A 13,995-nucleotide genomic window follows, 5' to 3' on the forward strand; every position below is an offset into this window, starting at 1 on the left:
CTTTAGATGTTATCTCATATGACTAGACTGCCATGATTTTTCAAAACCTCGCAGTGACAGCAAGTGTTATTGCGAGCGAAGCGCGGCACTCTAGCCTTCACGGTTACCTTTTATTATTATCGCTACATCTATCATATTTGTGCCACTACAGTCTTATGTTTAGGGGGGTACCATATTTCTTGCTACCTACACCTAAAGTCTTTTCTTTAAGCTAGCCATATTTTGAGACGAATTTTTTTAGCAAAGACGCCTCAAGTACATCGGCAAATATCTCTCTTGCAAGCGCTTTAGAGTCCATCAAATATCTCCAGTATAGAGCTATTCCAACCTTTTGGTCCTGGGTAGTCTGCTTTTTTTATATCTGCGTTTCCTATGGCACTAAAAGAGCCATCATAGAGGGGAACTAATACACCAATATCTGCTTTTTTTATCATAACAAAGTCATTTGCACTATCCCCAAGGGCTATCTTGATACACTTTTGTTTGTAATACTCTTCATACATGTGAGCAAGTGTAAGCATGGCGTTTGCTTTGTCTTGTAGGAGTGAGACAAGGTGGAAAAACCTTCCCCCTTTTACTATATCGAAGCCCTCTTCATTTGCCTCTTTTTTAAGAGCCTCAAGCTCTCTTTCGTCTTGCATCAAAAAAGGCTCACTAAAGTCGCGTTTCATGGCATTTANGAGTGAGACAAGGTGGAAAAACCTTCCCCCTTTTACTATATCGAAGCCCTCTTCATTTGCCTCTTTTTTAAGAGCCTCAAGCTCTCTTTCGTCTTGCATCAAAAAAGGCTCACTAAAGTCGCGTTTCATGGCATTTAGGCTCTCTTCTCTTGGCAAACCTGTATGCTGTATTACTTCATCAACACTCATATCTCCAAAACCTTTTATAGAATAGCTCCGTTTCATGTGTGTGAAAAAAAGTCTCAGTTCTATGTAGGAGTGCGCCTTAGAGAATTTTATCCACTCCTCTTTAAACGCCATCTCTTTTGCAAGTACAGACTCTGAGGGCACAAATATCCCAGCACCATTCTCAACAATAAAAGGCTGCCGCATGCCTAACTCTTTTTGAAGCACTACTACTTCACTAAAGGTTTTGCTCGTTGCGATAATGAGAGGAATTGAGCGATATTTTAAAAGTGCTAAGGCCTCTTTTGCAGGAGCGAAACTATAATCCTGGTGATTGAGTAGTGTTCCATCTAAATCGGTAAATACAAGATATCTCTTTTTCATAGCAGTAAGATACAACACAATTATTTGTCATGGTCGACTTATTTTAGACCACTTCTTAGAGGTTTTTATTGAAATAAACGCAGTCGAAAATCCATAGGATCTCTCATGACATCCAGCACTTTCAGCACTTTAGAACAATCCTGTGAGCAATTACTTTATGGACTAACCACTTGTGTTTATTACAACTTAGATTGGGGGCGGTATAGAATTCAAATTAAAGGCAACTAAATAAAAACACAAGCTAGTATGATCGCAGCCCGTAACTGTCTTTAAGTTAGCCTACAGCCAAAGATTCAAGTCCTCACTAGAGGACCGAACCAGTGAAGGCACCTGATTGATTCGCCATAGGTATAACCAAATAAAACTAAGACCAGTTAAAATTCAAAAAATCAGAGCAAAAAGGGATGAAGGTGTAGGGTTTAAGCAATATTTTTTGATTGCAGGATAGGCGATCACAGATAAAATTATAGATTTTACCCCACTCTCAACTTCGAAAGTGATTGAAAAAAGAAGAGCACCTCACTAATCTATTGTTTTCGACCAAGAATACAATGGAGTTGTGAGATGCCCATAGACGAATTTATCATCAATATCTATTTAATGGTAGAGCAATATTACAAAATAGTCGTCACCAAACCCTTGCGAAGTGCAGGTTACGCGCCAAAGCTAAGTGATCCTGAGGTTATTTGCATGGAGATGGTCGGTGAATTTTTACACCTTGATCAAGACAAACAAATTTGGCAATACTTTACCCAGCATTGGCAAGACTGGTTTCCAGCCATCGGCTCATACCCTAACTTCGCAAAGCACTGCGCCAATCTGTGGCAAGTCAAACAGCAGATACAAGATAAAGTCAGTCAAATTGAAGGCCGTGACAACATTCATTTTATGGATGGCTTTCCGATACCCGTCTGTCATTATGGACGCGCTTATCGGCATAAAAACTATCAAGACTTAGCAGCTTTTAGTTACTGCGCCGCTAAGCAAGAGAGATAACTATGGCTTTGAGGGACATTTGCTTGTTAATTTATCTGGCATGATTAAAGGCTTTACCTTTGCTCTTGCCAATGTTGATGAAAGAGCGGTTGCGCCTGATATTACTGACCATATTTATGGTTTGCTCGGCGCTGATAAAGGGTATATCAGCCCTAGTCTGACATCGTACTACGACGCTCAAGGAGTGGATTTACAAACGCCACTCAGAGCCAACATGAAAGAGGATAGACCCAAACCTGTAGTAAGACGGCTAATGAAAGCTCGCCGTATCGTTGAAACAGTCATTGGTCAGCTATCAGAACGATTTAATATACAAAGAGTGCGAGCAAGAGATTTATGGCATTTGTCTCATCGATTGATTCGTAAGATTCTTTCACACAATCTGTGCTTTGTACTCAACAAAAAACTTGGTAATCCGCCTCTTCAATTTGATTTGCTTATTTCAAGTTGAGAGTGGGGTAATTTATAGCGTAAACAATAAACCATCTATATTTTTATAGATGGTTTTTTTTGTGCTTATGGGTTTTTATACTGATTATTGAATTTCAATTTAACTGTCATTTTTACCACGACTTTTACCGCTACCATTCGCTGTCCATTTGACCACCGATAAGCTGGTTGAAGCCATTAAACCGAGCACTAAGTAGCCAATCAACGCCTGTAAACTTGCAAAAACCCGAGTCATGCCTTGTGGCCGAAAATCACCATAGCCCGTTGAAGTGAAAGTGACGACAGCATAGTAGCAGCACGCCCAAAAATCTTGCGAAATGGGATTGCCTTCGAGCGTGGTGTCGACGATGCCGACTTCGTAATAAAGTGCCGAAAAGGTAAGCAAAAATAAAAAGACATTAAGCGTTGTCATCGCAAGCTCTTTCCATAAATTGCCATCATCGCCATAGATGCGCTGCAAGGTGCTAAAAAGCGACCACATAAAAATCCCGCAAAACAAGAAGGCAAGGCCGATAGTAAATATATCGCGCCACCTATTGTCCGGTAAAAAATGCGTCAGTAAATACCATATACTGCCAGTGAGGATATAAATAAAAAGAGTTCCTCTGGCGGTTGTTATTTTTTCTAGTATCATAAGATTTCATCCATACGCTCAGTATTATGCTTAGTCTTAGGCCCAGTAAATGCTCAAAAATAATTTTAACATTGAGCGTCATCTAACCATAGCAGTAGGGCGCTTCATATAAAAACCCCAGTTCGGGATAAGCCACATTGTAACTCATTGATACTATTTACAATGTTGCTACCTGTCCCTGCTGAGGCATATTTTTGATGGTGGGTTTATAGGGAAACCAGCAATAAGCAATTAAACCTGACAGCAAGTTTGTGATAAACCCCGTGACACTACGATGGCGTGAGTGTTCGATTTGGCACAAGTTTTTAAGCTCTCCAAACACCGTTTCAACCAAAGAGCGATGATTGAGTAGTACCTCATCCATAGGCTCAAGTAATTGGGGTTTCATATTACGCCGAAGTTTGGTTATCAACGTGGTATCACTGTGTTTTGTGAGCCACTCGTTTAGGGCTTTACTGATATAGCCTCTATCCCCAAACACCTTGCCAAACACAGGTGTTGCCATATCCTTAACAGGCACTCTGTCATCCGTATTACCCGCAGTGACTTTAACAGATACAAGCTCGCCCTTATGATTGATAATGGCGTGCAGCTTAAAGCCATAGAACCAGCCCATGCTGCTTTTGCCTCGGGTTGCAAGTCCCTTAAAGACTTTATGACGGTAGATACGCTTGTTATGACAAACTGCTATCTTGGTTAAATCAATATAGCTGATACCCGTACAGTCGCCCATCATGCTTTGCAAGTAGCTGCACAGTGGTATGATACTGCGCGGCACAAGCTCTATAAATCGCGAGTAGCTCGGCAGATTTGGAAACGCCCGTTTCATCATGCCAAGCATGTGATGGTAGTAAAACGCCTTAAACTGTCGATAACGCAGTTGATGAAACAGTACCAAGATGGTCATCATCTCTGCTACACTTATCTGGCATGCTCTTAACCTTTGGTGTCCCGTTGCGATTAAATGAGCGTCAAACTCAGGTTTGAATTGCTGATAAAAGTCGTCAATATGGCAGTATAGTTCGGTTAGGTTGTCCATGTAAGAAGTCCTTTTTGCTTAAGTGGTCTTGGTAAACTTACTTTAGCAACTTCGGACTTCTTTTTTTATCTTTTTTTTGAGCCCTTATTCCGAACTGGGGTTACTGTATACCTAAAACCGTGCCTCTACTGATGTAAACCCACCTCATCGCTGCGCTTTATTATCAAAAAAGCCTCGATCATGACGACATCGATCCAGCAAATCATTAGGTGAAAAAACCTAAGTTTGTTATGATAAAATTTTTCGAGGGCAGAGCTTGGCAGTGGTTTTTACGTGTTATGGCTATAATGCTCACGTTTTTTCGATGATAGGTACGGTAAGTAAAGAGGTCTATTGATACCCCATGATGCCCAAAAAAGCCCTGCCAAAAACCGTTTTGTTTGTTCTGGTCATCGGCTGGCTGCCGATAGCTATGGCAGCGCCTGTCACCACGACAGCGCTTGGTCATAATAGTCCCACTGAATATGCCGACGCCCCATATATGCCCTATGCCAATCCAAATGCGCCCAAAGGCGGCACGCTGTCACTCGATGCGCGCGGCACCTTTAATGCGGCCAACAAATGGATGACCACGGGGGTGGCGATGGTCGGTACCGACTATCTGTACGACACGTTGATGACCGGATCATTAGATGAAGCCTTTACCATGTATCCGCAGCTGGCCAGCAAAGTTACCTACGACCCTGAGGACACCAGCTGGATTATCTATCATATTAACCCTGCGGCACGTTTTTGGGATGGCACAGAGGTCACTAGTGCCGATGTCAAAGCCACTTATGATGCCATATTAAATAAAGGCCCGATGTATATTCGTAGCTATTTGGGAGATATCAAAGACATCCAAATTGTCGATAAGCGGCGAGTCAAGTTTGTCTTTACCTCCGATGATAATAAAGAGATTCTATTAACAGTCGGGCAGTTTCCAGTGTTTGCCAAATCCTCTATCGATACCGACTTTGAAAAAATCAGCCTAACGCCGCTCATGGGCAGTGGGCCTTATAAGCTTGGCCGCGTCGATGCGGGACGCTCGGTGAGCTATGTCCGTGATCCCAATTACTGGGGGCGAGATTTGATGGTCAATCGCGGTCGCTATAACTTTGACAGGATTAAGTTTGTCTATTACCAAAGTGATGAGATTGCCTTTGAAGGGTTTAAGTCTGGACAATATCGCTTTCGCCCAGAAAATAAAGCCTCTAATTGGGCAACCGGTTATCGCTTCCCAGCGGTAAAAGCAGGGCTCATTAAAAAAGAAACCATCAGCAGTCAAAACCCAGTACCTATGCAGGCGCTGGTGATGAATTTGCGCCGGCCATTGTTTCAAGACATTCGCGTGCGCCAAGCACTGAGCGCCGCTTATGATTTTGAATGGATGAATAAGACACTGTTTCATGGGCAGTATGAGCGCCTGCAAAGCTTTTTTCATGGCTCGGAGCTTGCCGCTACGGGCGTGCCATCGCCTACCGAGATGCAGGTGCTAAAACCACTACTGCCGACACTTGAGCCGATTCAGCGCCGTGCAGTACTGGCGAGATGGCAACTTCCCACCAGCGATGCTAGCGGCTTCAATCGCGAAGGGTTATTACAAGCCAGACAGCTATTACTAGATGCGGGTTTTTATTATGACGATATGCAGCTATATCAGCCTAATGGTAAGCGTGCTCGGATTGAGATGCTGATGACGGGCGAGACCATGGGGCGTGTGTTGCTGCCTTATATTCGTAATCTCAAGCGTTTAGGGTTCGATGCGACCTTGCGGCAAGTCGATGGCCCACAATATTACGAGCGAATGCGCCGTTTTGATTATGATATGGTGGTCGATGTATTTGCCCAAAGCTTATCGCCTGGTGCTGAGCAAGTAGGGTTTTGGGGTAGTAGCGCTGCCGATGAGACGGGCAACCGAAACACGGCAGGTATCAAAAACGCGGCGATAGATGAGGTGATAGAGCAATTAGGCGACGCCGAAAGTCGTGACGAGATTGTCTTATATACGCACGTCCTTGATCGTCTGCTACGCGCAGGTCACTATATGGTCCCGCTATATGGCAAATCTAGTACCAATGTTGCCTACTGGAATCAGTATCGCCATAATGGCACACTGCCGACCAATGCAGTCGGAATCGACTACTGGTGGGTGGATAAAGCAGCCGAAGCACGCGTTAATAACTACTTGAAAAAATAAACGATGGCTTGGGCACCCAATATCTAATGTATCGTTTATCAAAAATAGCCATTCTCAATACTTGAATAAAAAGATAAGCAACACCTATAACTACTGGTAAGGATTTGATATGAGTATTCGTATTCACCCGATTAAAGCGTTTAATGACAACTATATCTGGGCGCTCATTAATGAAAATAACAAGCAAGCCATCGTCATTGATCCGGGTCAAGCTGAGCCTGTCGTTGCTTATCTAAAAGACAATGAGCTGGAGCTGACGTCTATCTGGACCACCCACCATCATCATGATCATATCGGCGGTGTGGCAGAGCTACAAGAGTCTTATCCGATGACGCATCTGGTGGCCCATGGCGAGCATACGGTCGATGAAGACCAGACCATCAAGGATGGTAGCACGGTCAGTGCCTGGGGCTGCGCGGCGCAAGTATGGGACGTGTCGGGTCATACGGCAAGTCACGTGGCTTATGTCTTAGATATCGATGGTCAAAAGCATTGTTTTTGCGGAGATACCTTGTTTAGTGCTGGCTGCGGCCGCGTGTTTACAGGAACGATAGAGCAGCTGCATGACAGCTTTAAGCGTTTAAACGGACTGCCAGCCGAGACACTGCTGTATCCAGCGCATGAATATACTGCCAGCAATCTACGCTTTGGTCTCTCTATCGAGCCTGCCAATGAAGCGATGCAGCAAGCATTGGCGCAAGCAGAAGAAAAAACCGCCCAAGGCACCCCAACACTGCCGGTGACCTTAGCGCATGAGCGTGCTGTCAATGTGTTTTTGCGCACACAAGAGCCGAGTGTGATCGCAGGTGTCAAGGCCAAGATGGCGATCGATGATGATAAGTCACTGACGGTATTTGCCGCGCTACGTGAGCTGAAAAACAACTTCTAATTATTTTAGGAAGCTGACATATGGGTCGTTATATCTTAAAAAGATTGCTGCTGATATTACCGACGCTATTTTTGATATTGTTGGCGAACTTTGTGATTGTACAAGCGGCGCCAGGCGGTCCTGTGGAGCAGCAGCTGGCATTGATTGAGCAAGGCGCAAAAGACAATGCGCTCGGCGGCAGTATCGGCGCGGGTAGTGCAGGCGGCAATGATAGTACCTACCAAGGCACGCGCGGCCTATCTGAGGAGATGGTGGCCGCAATCAATGCGCAATATGGCTTTGATAAGTCAGCGCCTGAGCGCTTTTGGCTGATGCTAAAAAACTACGCCCAGTTAGATTTTGGTGAGTCGTTCTTTAAAGGGCAGACGGTGACCGATCTGATTATAGAAAAGCTGCCAGTATCTATCTCGCTTGGGCTGTGGAGTACGCTGCTGATATATATGATTGCCATCCCACTTGGTATCTACAAAGCCATGCATCACGGCTCAGGGATTGATAAAGCCACTGCTATGCTACTCGCCATTGGCCATGCGATACCTGTGTTTGTATTTGCCGTCATACTGTTGGTGTTTTTTGCGGGTGGCAGCTACTGGAATATCTTTCCGCTGCAGGGACTGACCTCCGAGAATTTTGATCAGTTAAGTACCTTGGGTAAAGTGAAAGATTACTTTTGGCATTTGGCACTGCCGCTATTAGCAAGTACCGTTGGCGGTTTTGCCGGCTTGACTTATTTGACCAAGTTTAGCTTTTTAGAAGAGCTGGGTAAGCAATATGTCCTCACCGCACGTGCCAAAGGCTTGGGCGCGCGTCAAGTGTTGTATGGTCATGTGTTTCGTAACGCGATGCTGATTATTATCGCTGGTATCCCCGCGGCCATCGTTGGGATTTTCTTTGCTGGTAATTTTCTTATTGAAATCATCTTTAAACTCGATGGTTTAGGACTGCTTGGCTTTGAGGCCATTCAGCAGCGTGATTATCCAGTGATATTTGGCACGCTGTTTATCTTCACCTTAGTTGGTCTACTATTACAGCTCATCAGTGATTTAAGTTATCACCTCATTGATCCGCGTATTGATTTTGAGGGGCGCTAATGTCAAGTCAACCATTACCTTCAGCGCCTGCAAGTCCGTCTATGACGATGACAAAAAAACGCCGCCTAAATCCTATTTGGCAAGCACGCCTACACCGCTTTCGTCGCAATCGTCTAGGCGTCGTATCGCTCGCTATTTTTGCCCTAATATTTGTCCTTTGTATGGCAGCCAACGTGATTGCCAATGACAAGCCGCTACTGGTGCAGTATCAAGGCGATTACTATTTTCCTGTGCTAAAGGCCTATCCTGAGACGACGTTTGGCGGTGTGTTTGAGACCGAAACCAATTATAAAGACCCTGCGGTGCAAACGTTGATTAATGAGCAAGGCTTTTATGTGATGCCGCCCATTCCTTTTGCCGATCAGACGCCAAATGTTGCGCTGGGTCTGCCTTATCCTGCGCCGCCCAATAGCCAAAACTGGCTGGGTACGGATGATTTGGGTCGTGATGTGCTGGCGCGCATACTTTATGGCATGCGGGTGTCGTTGTTATTTGGTATCGCTTTGACGCTGGCAGGGGCGATGATTGGTATTATTGTCGGTGCGATACAAGGCTATTACGGTGGCTGGGTAGATTTGGCAGGGCAGCGCTTTATGGAAGTGTGGGGCGGGATGCCGCAGCTGTTTATGATTATTATTTTGGTCAGCTTGTTTAGTCCCAGCATCTTTATGCTGTTTGCCATGATGCTGCTATTTGGCTGGATGGGATTGGTCGGTTTGGTACGCGCCGAATTTTTGCGGGCGCGTAACTTTGATTATGTCCGCGCAGCCCGTAACCTTGGGGTGTCGGACAGCCGCATTATGATGAGGCACATCTTGCCTAATGCCTTGGCCTCTAGCTTATCGCAGTTGCCGTTTATCCTAACGGCCAATATCATTGCTTTAACGGCGCTAGACTTTTTAGGGTATGGCTTACCGCCTGGCTCGCCGTCACTTGGTGAGCTGATGGTACAAGGCAAAAACAACCTTGATGCGCCTTGGCTGGCACTATCAGGGTTTTTTAGTCTGACTTTTATCCTATCCTTGCTTATCTTTATTGGCGAAGCGTTGCGTGATGCCTTTGATCCGAGGCGCTCCTAAAATGACAACTGATAAGATGATAAACGCCAATATGATAATTACTACTGAGCAAAGCAGCCTTTTAGGTGACAATCATAGCAATACACAAAACAAGCTCATGCTGGTAGTAGATAAACTGAGTATCGTCACTGACGCAGATATCGTTTTGGTCGATAAGCTAACGTACGAGCTGCGACAAGGGGAGACGCTGGCTATCGTCGGCGAGTCAGGCTCTGGTAAGTCGATCGCCAGTCTTGCACTGTTGGGCTTGCTGCCAAATAGCTTGAGCGTTACTGGTGAAGTGCAGTTAGCAGATGCGGCAGAAATGACGACATTGCCGATAAGCAATCATAAAACACGTGATGCAGCGCTGCGCGCTATCCGTGGTCAGCGCATTGCTATGGTGTTTCAAGAGCCGATGACAGCGTTGAACCCATTACATACGGTTGCTAAGCAAATCGCCGAGTCGTTGCGTCTAAGCGGCGTACCCAAAAAGCACTGGCGAGACAGGAGCATCGCTTTGCTAAGTGATGTCAATATTACTGACCCTGCTGACAAGCTGCATCGCTATCCACATGAGCTGTCAGGTGGCCAACGCCAGCGGGTAATGATCGCCATGGCATTGGCGCAGCAGCCTGATATCTTAATCGCTGATGAGCCGACCACTGCGCTGGATGTCACTCTTCAGCATGAGATTCTTGAGCTGCTAGATAAGCTCAAGCGGCAGCATCAGATGGCGATGATACTCATCAGCCATGATCTTAATTTGGTCAAACGCTATAGCGATAACGTCATCGTCATGTGCCAAGGTCAAACGATTGAGCAGGGGAAAACTGCCGAGGTGTTTAATCAGCCAGCAGCTGACTATACTCGCACCCTTATCGAGCAAGATTTTGGGCAAGCATTAGATCTATTTGAGGATGAAAGTCAGCGGCCAACCGTATTGCAAGTCAGTCATTTACAAGTACAGTTTCCGATTGAAAAAAGTCTGTTTGGCGGCGTCAAGCGCTGGTTTGATGCAGTAAAAAACGTCGATATGACGCTGCAAAAAGGGCAGGCGCTCGGCATCGTTGGCGAGTCCGGCTCTGGCAAAACCACCATTGCCCTTGCGCTGAGCCAATTACTGAGTCATCAAGCACGCATCAGTGGTCAGATTGTGGTGAACGGCCAAGATATCGCGGTATTGTCTAGGAGTGAGCTGCGAAAATTCCGTTCGCAGATTCAGATGGTATTTCAAGACCCCTTTGCCAGTATCAATCCGCGTATGACAGTGATGCAGATAGTTGAAGAAGGGCTGTTGGTACAAGGCGTGGCTAAGGTCGCCCGCCAGCAGGCGGTGATGGATAGTCTGGCGACCGTGCACCTGCCTGCTGAGTTTGCCCAGCGTTATCCGCATGAACTATCAGGCGGTCAGCGTCAGCGGGTAGCGCTTGCTCGTGCGCTTGTGATGCAGCCAAGTCTATTGATACTTGATGAGCCAACGTCTGCACTTGATAGCACCACGCAGGTTACGGTGGTCAACTTGCTACGGGAAATTCAGGAAAAATTGCACATCAGTTACGTGTTTATCAGTCATGATCTAAAGGTTGTGCGCGCTTTATGCCAGCATATTATGGTACTAAAAGAAGGCACGTGCATCGAGTCTGGAGCGACCGAAGCTATTTTTGATAATCCAAAGCATCCGTATGCCAAGCAATTATTGCAGGCGAGTATGCTTTAGTCTAAGCAGTCAGAATAAAATAACTATACGAATTTATAAAATCTGGAACACCATAGATGACAAGTAGGCTCAAAATAAAACCCATTCGAGCGCGTGATACCAATGAATGAGCCAAACAGGTCTTCGACCACGCTTGAGCTATTATTTAACTTGGTCTATGTCATTGCCGTAGCGGCGGCTATGGTTTTTATAGCCGTTTAAGTGAGCATGACTTATCGGGATTTTTGACCTTTTATGGTATTTGGCTAATTATTTTGGCACCTATAGTGATGATTTGGTTTTTTGGACAAGACAACGAGCGCTGGCTAGCTAAGGATAGCGGCTAAGCGCGTTTGCGACAGGTTTGGCCGTGATGGTGTGACAATATGATAACGTAAAAAGCAGAATAACGTGAAAAGTAGAACAAGGCAGTTCACAGTAAATGCGACATCACAAAAACGGCAGTGGTACAATAAATTTAAACAGTCGTTTGCTTGATACAGCAGTGATAGGGTATCTGGCATGGTTTAAAGACATCATAAAAAAGGATTTTTGTACCCATGAAACACCCAAGTCGTCTCTCTCAATTGATCAATACCAATGGTTTACAGCATGCAGGCTATCTGGCGGTCGCCAAGACTCGCGCCAAAGTGCTAAAAGCGTTTTCTTATGTTGTGCCGATTAGAAGACCGATGTTGTTTGTCGGTGAGACCTCATGCGAGGAGCTGTGCGATATGCTGATAAATGAAGGCAACGCTCATGTCTTTATCGTCACAGATGCTGTGCTTAATAAGCTGGGCATTCCTGCCAAAGTCACCGACTATCTGGATGAGAAAAATATCCGCTACCATATCTATGATGGTATCACGCCAGACCCGACGTTTGCTGTGGTCAAAGAAGGATTGCGCCAATCTGTCGCCGCCAAGTGCGATTCGATCATTGCCATCGGCGGCGGTTCGGTCATCGATGCGGCCAAAATGATCGCCATGGCCCAAGGTAATAAATGCCAGCCTGAGCAATTAATCGGACTTTTAAAAGCCAAAAAGCCCTCTGTACCGCTTTATTGTATTCCTACCACTGCTGGTACTGGTTCAGAGGCGACCCTAGGCGCGGTGGTGTCTGATGACAAAACTCACCAAAAAGCGCTGTCGATTGACCCCAGAATGGTACCCCTAGCAGCCGCTATCGATCCTGTGATTATGAAAGGGATGCCTAAGCATATCACTGCGGATACTGGTATTGACGTTTTGACTCATGCTTTAGAGGCGTGGATGAGCGCTAATGCTAGCGTTGAGACCGATTATTATGCCGCTTCTGCCACCAAAGCGGTGATGCAGTATCTGCCAATCGCCTATGAAAATGGGGAAGACCTGCAGGCTCGCGAAGAAATGGGGATAGCTGCACATTATGGCGGTATCGCCTTTAACAAAGCGGGTCTTGGCTATGTCCATGCCATCGCGCACCAGCTAGGGGCGTATTATGGTATTCCTCATGGTCGTGCCAATGCCATCGTCTTGCCTTATGTGCTAGACGTCAATCGTCAAGCAAGCAAAAAAAGACTGGCCAAGCTGGCCAAGCAGACAGGAATGATCAGGCAAGGCAACGCTGGTAATAGTGATGCTGAGATCGCCGATCATCTAATCGCGCAAGTGCGCGACTTGATTGCTAGCTTACACATCGACCCAGCGGTAAAAGGCATGCAAAGCAGTGATTTTGATGACATCGCAAAAGCGGCGGCAAAAGAAGTCAGTGATACTTATGCGGTGCCGACCTATCTGTCACCTGCCGAAATCAAAGACATCTTAACAAGGATCAAACACGCCAGTGAACAGCATAGTGCTGCTGCCAAGACGGCGAATGCGGTCGCTTAGGGCGCTCTTGTTTAAAGCACAGGCTGGCACGGCGACTGGATCGCTCAGATGCAGCCGAGCGTCTAAGGCTGACGAAAAGTGACAAAAAAGGATACTGAACGCAGTATCCTTTTTGGGTTTTGTTTGGGCGTTTATCTGGGTTTAGATGTTAGGCTTGATTGCTTGCGACATTAAAACGCCGGCCGACGCTTGGGCACCGCGTCCAAAAATTCATTACGTGCTTGATTGTCGTGAAGATACTCACCCAGCATGGCGGTACTACGGGTGGTTGACTGTTGTTTGTTGACGCCGCGCATCATCATACACATATGCGAGGCATCCATTACCACAGCTACCCCGCGACACCCTGTCACATCCATGATGGTTTGGGCGACTTGCTCGCTTAGGTTTTCTTGGATCTGCAAGCGGCGAGCAAACATGTCGACGATGCGCGCAAACTTTGACAGACCCAATACATGACCATTTGGTAAATAACCGATATGCGCCACGCCATGAAACGGTAGCATATGATGCTCACACAGCGAGTAAAACTCGATGTTTTGCACCAATACAAGCTCGCGATTGGTCGATGGGAATACCGCGTCATTGACGACTTCTTCTAAGCTTTGATGATAGCCTTGCGTCAAATAAGAAAACGCCTTTGCTGCTCGCGCAGGCGTGTCTAGTAAGCCTGGGCGATTTAAGTCTTCGCCAGTTGAGTCAATCAATTGACGATAAGAGTCGATATTTTCTTTATAATCTGGAGTGATGATGGGGGTATTACTCATAAGTTTGGCAGCCATCCAAAATGTGGGTGTAGCTTAACGCTAAATCCTCAGTTACAAGCACTCGATTACGAGCAAGGGTTGTAAGGGATTTTT

General features: G+C 45.9%; 10 protein-coding genes and 1 pseudogene. 7 read left to right on the plus strand and 4 right to left on the minus strand.

Features of this window, described 5'->3' with window-relative positions; all coding sequences use genetic code 11:
• Positions 1-287 precede the first annotated feature (287 nt).
• The gene (locus tag C6W44_RS11235; protein ID WP_105245692.1) at positions 288-1,229 is read right to left on the minus strand and encodes an HAD-IIB family hydrolase; all 942 of its coding nucleotides are present in this window, start codon (positions 1,227-1,229) and stop codon (positions 288-290) included.
• A gap of 564 nt (positions 1,230-1,793) precedes the next feature.
• Here C6W44_RS11235 and C6W44_RS11240 point away from each other — a divergent pair.
• Positions 1,794-2,676 (plus strand): annotated as a pseudogene (locus tag C6W44_RS11240) (IS982 family transposase).
• A gap of 99 nt (positions 2,677-2,775) precedes the next feature.
• Here C6W44_RS11240 and C6W44_RS11245 read toward each other — a convergent pair.
• Positions 2,776-3,309 (minus strand): potassium channel family protein, encoded by a 534-nt coding sequence (locus C6W44_RS11245; protein ID WP_105245694.1) that lies wholly within the window; start codon positions 3,307-3,309, stop codon positions 2,776-2,778.
• A 157-nt stretch (positions 3,310-3,466) separates the two neighbouring features.
• Positions 3,467-4,348 carry an IS982-like element IS1599 family transposase gene (locus C6W44_RS11250; RefSeq protein ID WP_105245696.1) on the minus strand — a complete coding sequence of 294 codons (882 nt, stop codon included), beginning with the start codon at positions 4,346-4,348 and terminating at the stop codon, positions 3,467-3,469.
• Positions 4,349-4,694: 346 nt separating this feature from the next.
• On the opposite strand from C6W44_RS11250, the gene C6W44_RS11255 reads away from it, so the two are divergent.
• The 6 genes from C6W44_RS11255 (at position 4,695) to C6W44_RS11280 (ending at position 13,135) form a co-directional block, all read left to right on the plus strand.
• On the plus strand, positions 4,695-6,527 hold the full coding sequence (locus tag C6W44_RS11255) for an extracellular solute-binding protein (protein ID WP_105246658.1): 1,833 nt from the start codon (positions 4,695-4,697) through the stop codon (positions 6,525-6,527).
• Positions 6,528-6,636: 109 nt separating this feature from the next.
• Positions 6,637-7,416 (plus strand): hydroxyacylglutathione hydrolase, encoded by a 780-nt coding sequence (gloB, locus tag C6W44_RS11260; RefSeq protein WP_105245698.1) that lies wholly within the window; start codon positions 6,637-6,639, stop codon positions 7,414-7,416.
• A gap of 20 nt (positions 7,417-7,436) precedes the next feature.
• Positions 7,437-8,507, plus strand: a complete 1,071-nt coding sequence (gene yejB / locus C6W44_RS11265; RefSeq protein ID WP_105245699.1) for a microcin C ABC transporter permease YejB — start codon at positions 7,437-7,439, stop codon at positions 8,505-8,507.
• A 47-nt stretch (positions 8,508-8,554) separates the two neighbouring features.
• On the plus strand, positions 8,555-9,586 hold the full coding sequence (locus tag C6W44_RS11270; protein ID WP_413772341.1) for an ABC transporter permease: 1,032 nt from the start codon (positions 8,555-8,557) through the stop codon (positions 9,584-9,586).
• A gap of 16 nt (positions 9,587-9,602) precedes the next feature.
• Positions 9,603-11,285: a dipeptide ABC transporter ATP-binding protein gene (locus C6W44_RS11275; RefSeq protein ID WP_105246660.1), complete on the plus strand. Its 1,683-nt coding sequence runs from the start codon at positions 9,603-9,605 to the stop codon at positions 11,283-11,285.
• A gap of 539 nt (positions 11,286-11,824) precedes the next feature.
• Positions 11,825-13,135 carry an iron-containing alcohol dehydrogenase gene (locus tag C6W44_RS11280; RefSeq protein WP_105245704.1) on the plus strand — a complete coding sequence of 437 codons (1,311 nt, stop codon included), beginning with the start codon at positions 11,825-11,827 and terminating at the stop codon, positions 13,133-13,135.
• A gap of 170 nt (positions 13,136-13,305) precedes the next feature.
• Here C6W44_RS11280 and folE read toward each other — a convergent pair whose 3' ends face one another.
• A complete protein-coding gene (gene folE / locus C6W44_RS11285) occupies positions 13,306-13,902 on the minus strand; it encodes a GTP cyclohydrolase I FolE (RefSeq protein ID WP_172953095.1) in 597 nt (198 codons plus the stop codon).
• Positions 13,903-13,995 lie beyond the last annotated feature (93 nt).

Origin of the sequence: Psychrobacter sp. Marseille-P5312, assembly GCF_900291405.1 — a bacterium.
GTDB classification, from domain to species: Bacteria; Pseudomonadota; Gammaproteobacteria; order Pseudomonadales; family Moraxellaceae; genus Psychrobacter; species Psychrobacter celer.

Excerpts from the sequence above, each read along its gene's own strand:
- gloB (WP_105245698.1), top strand. The coding sequence starts at position 6,637 with ATGAGTATTCGTATTCACCCGATTAAAGCGTTTAATGACAACTATATC.
- C6W44_RS11275 (WP_105246660.1), top strand. The coding sequence starts at position 9,603 with ATGATAAACGCCAATATGATAATTACTACTGAGCAAAGCAGCCTTTTA.
- yejB (WP_105245699.1), top strand. The coding sequence starts at position 7,437 with ATGGGTCGTTATATCTTAAAAAGATTGCTGCTGATATTACCGACGCTA.
- C6W44_RS11250 (WP_105245696.1), bottom strand. The coding sequence starts at position 4,348 with ATGGACAACCTAACCGAACTATACTGCCATATTGACGACTTTTATCAG.
- C6W44_RS11280 (WP_105245704.1), top strand. The coding sequence starts at position 11,825 with ATGAAACACCCAAGTCGTCTCTCTCAATTGATCAATACCAATGGTTTA.
- C6W44_RS11270 (WP_413772341.1), top strand. The coding sequence starts at position 8,555 with ATGACAAAAAAACGCCGCCTAAATCCTATTTGGCAAGCACGCCTACAC.
- folE (WP_172953095.1), bottom strand. The coding sequence starts at position 13,902 with ATGAGTAATACCCCCATCATCACTCCAGATTATAAAGAAAATATCGAC.
- C6W44_RS11245 (WP_105245694.1), bottom strand. The coding sequence starts at position 3,309 with ATGATACTAGAAAAAATAACAACCGCCAGAGGAACTCTTTTTATTTAT.
- C6W44_RS11255 (WP_105246658.1), top strand. The coding sequence starts at position 4,695 with ATGCCCAAAAAAGCCCTGCCAAAAACCGTTTTGTTTGTTCTGGTCATC.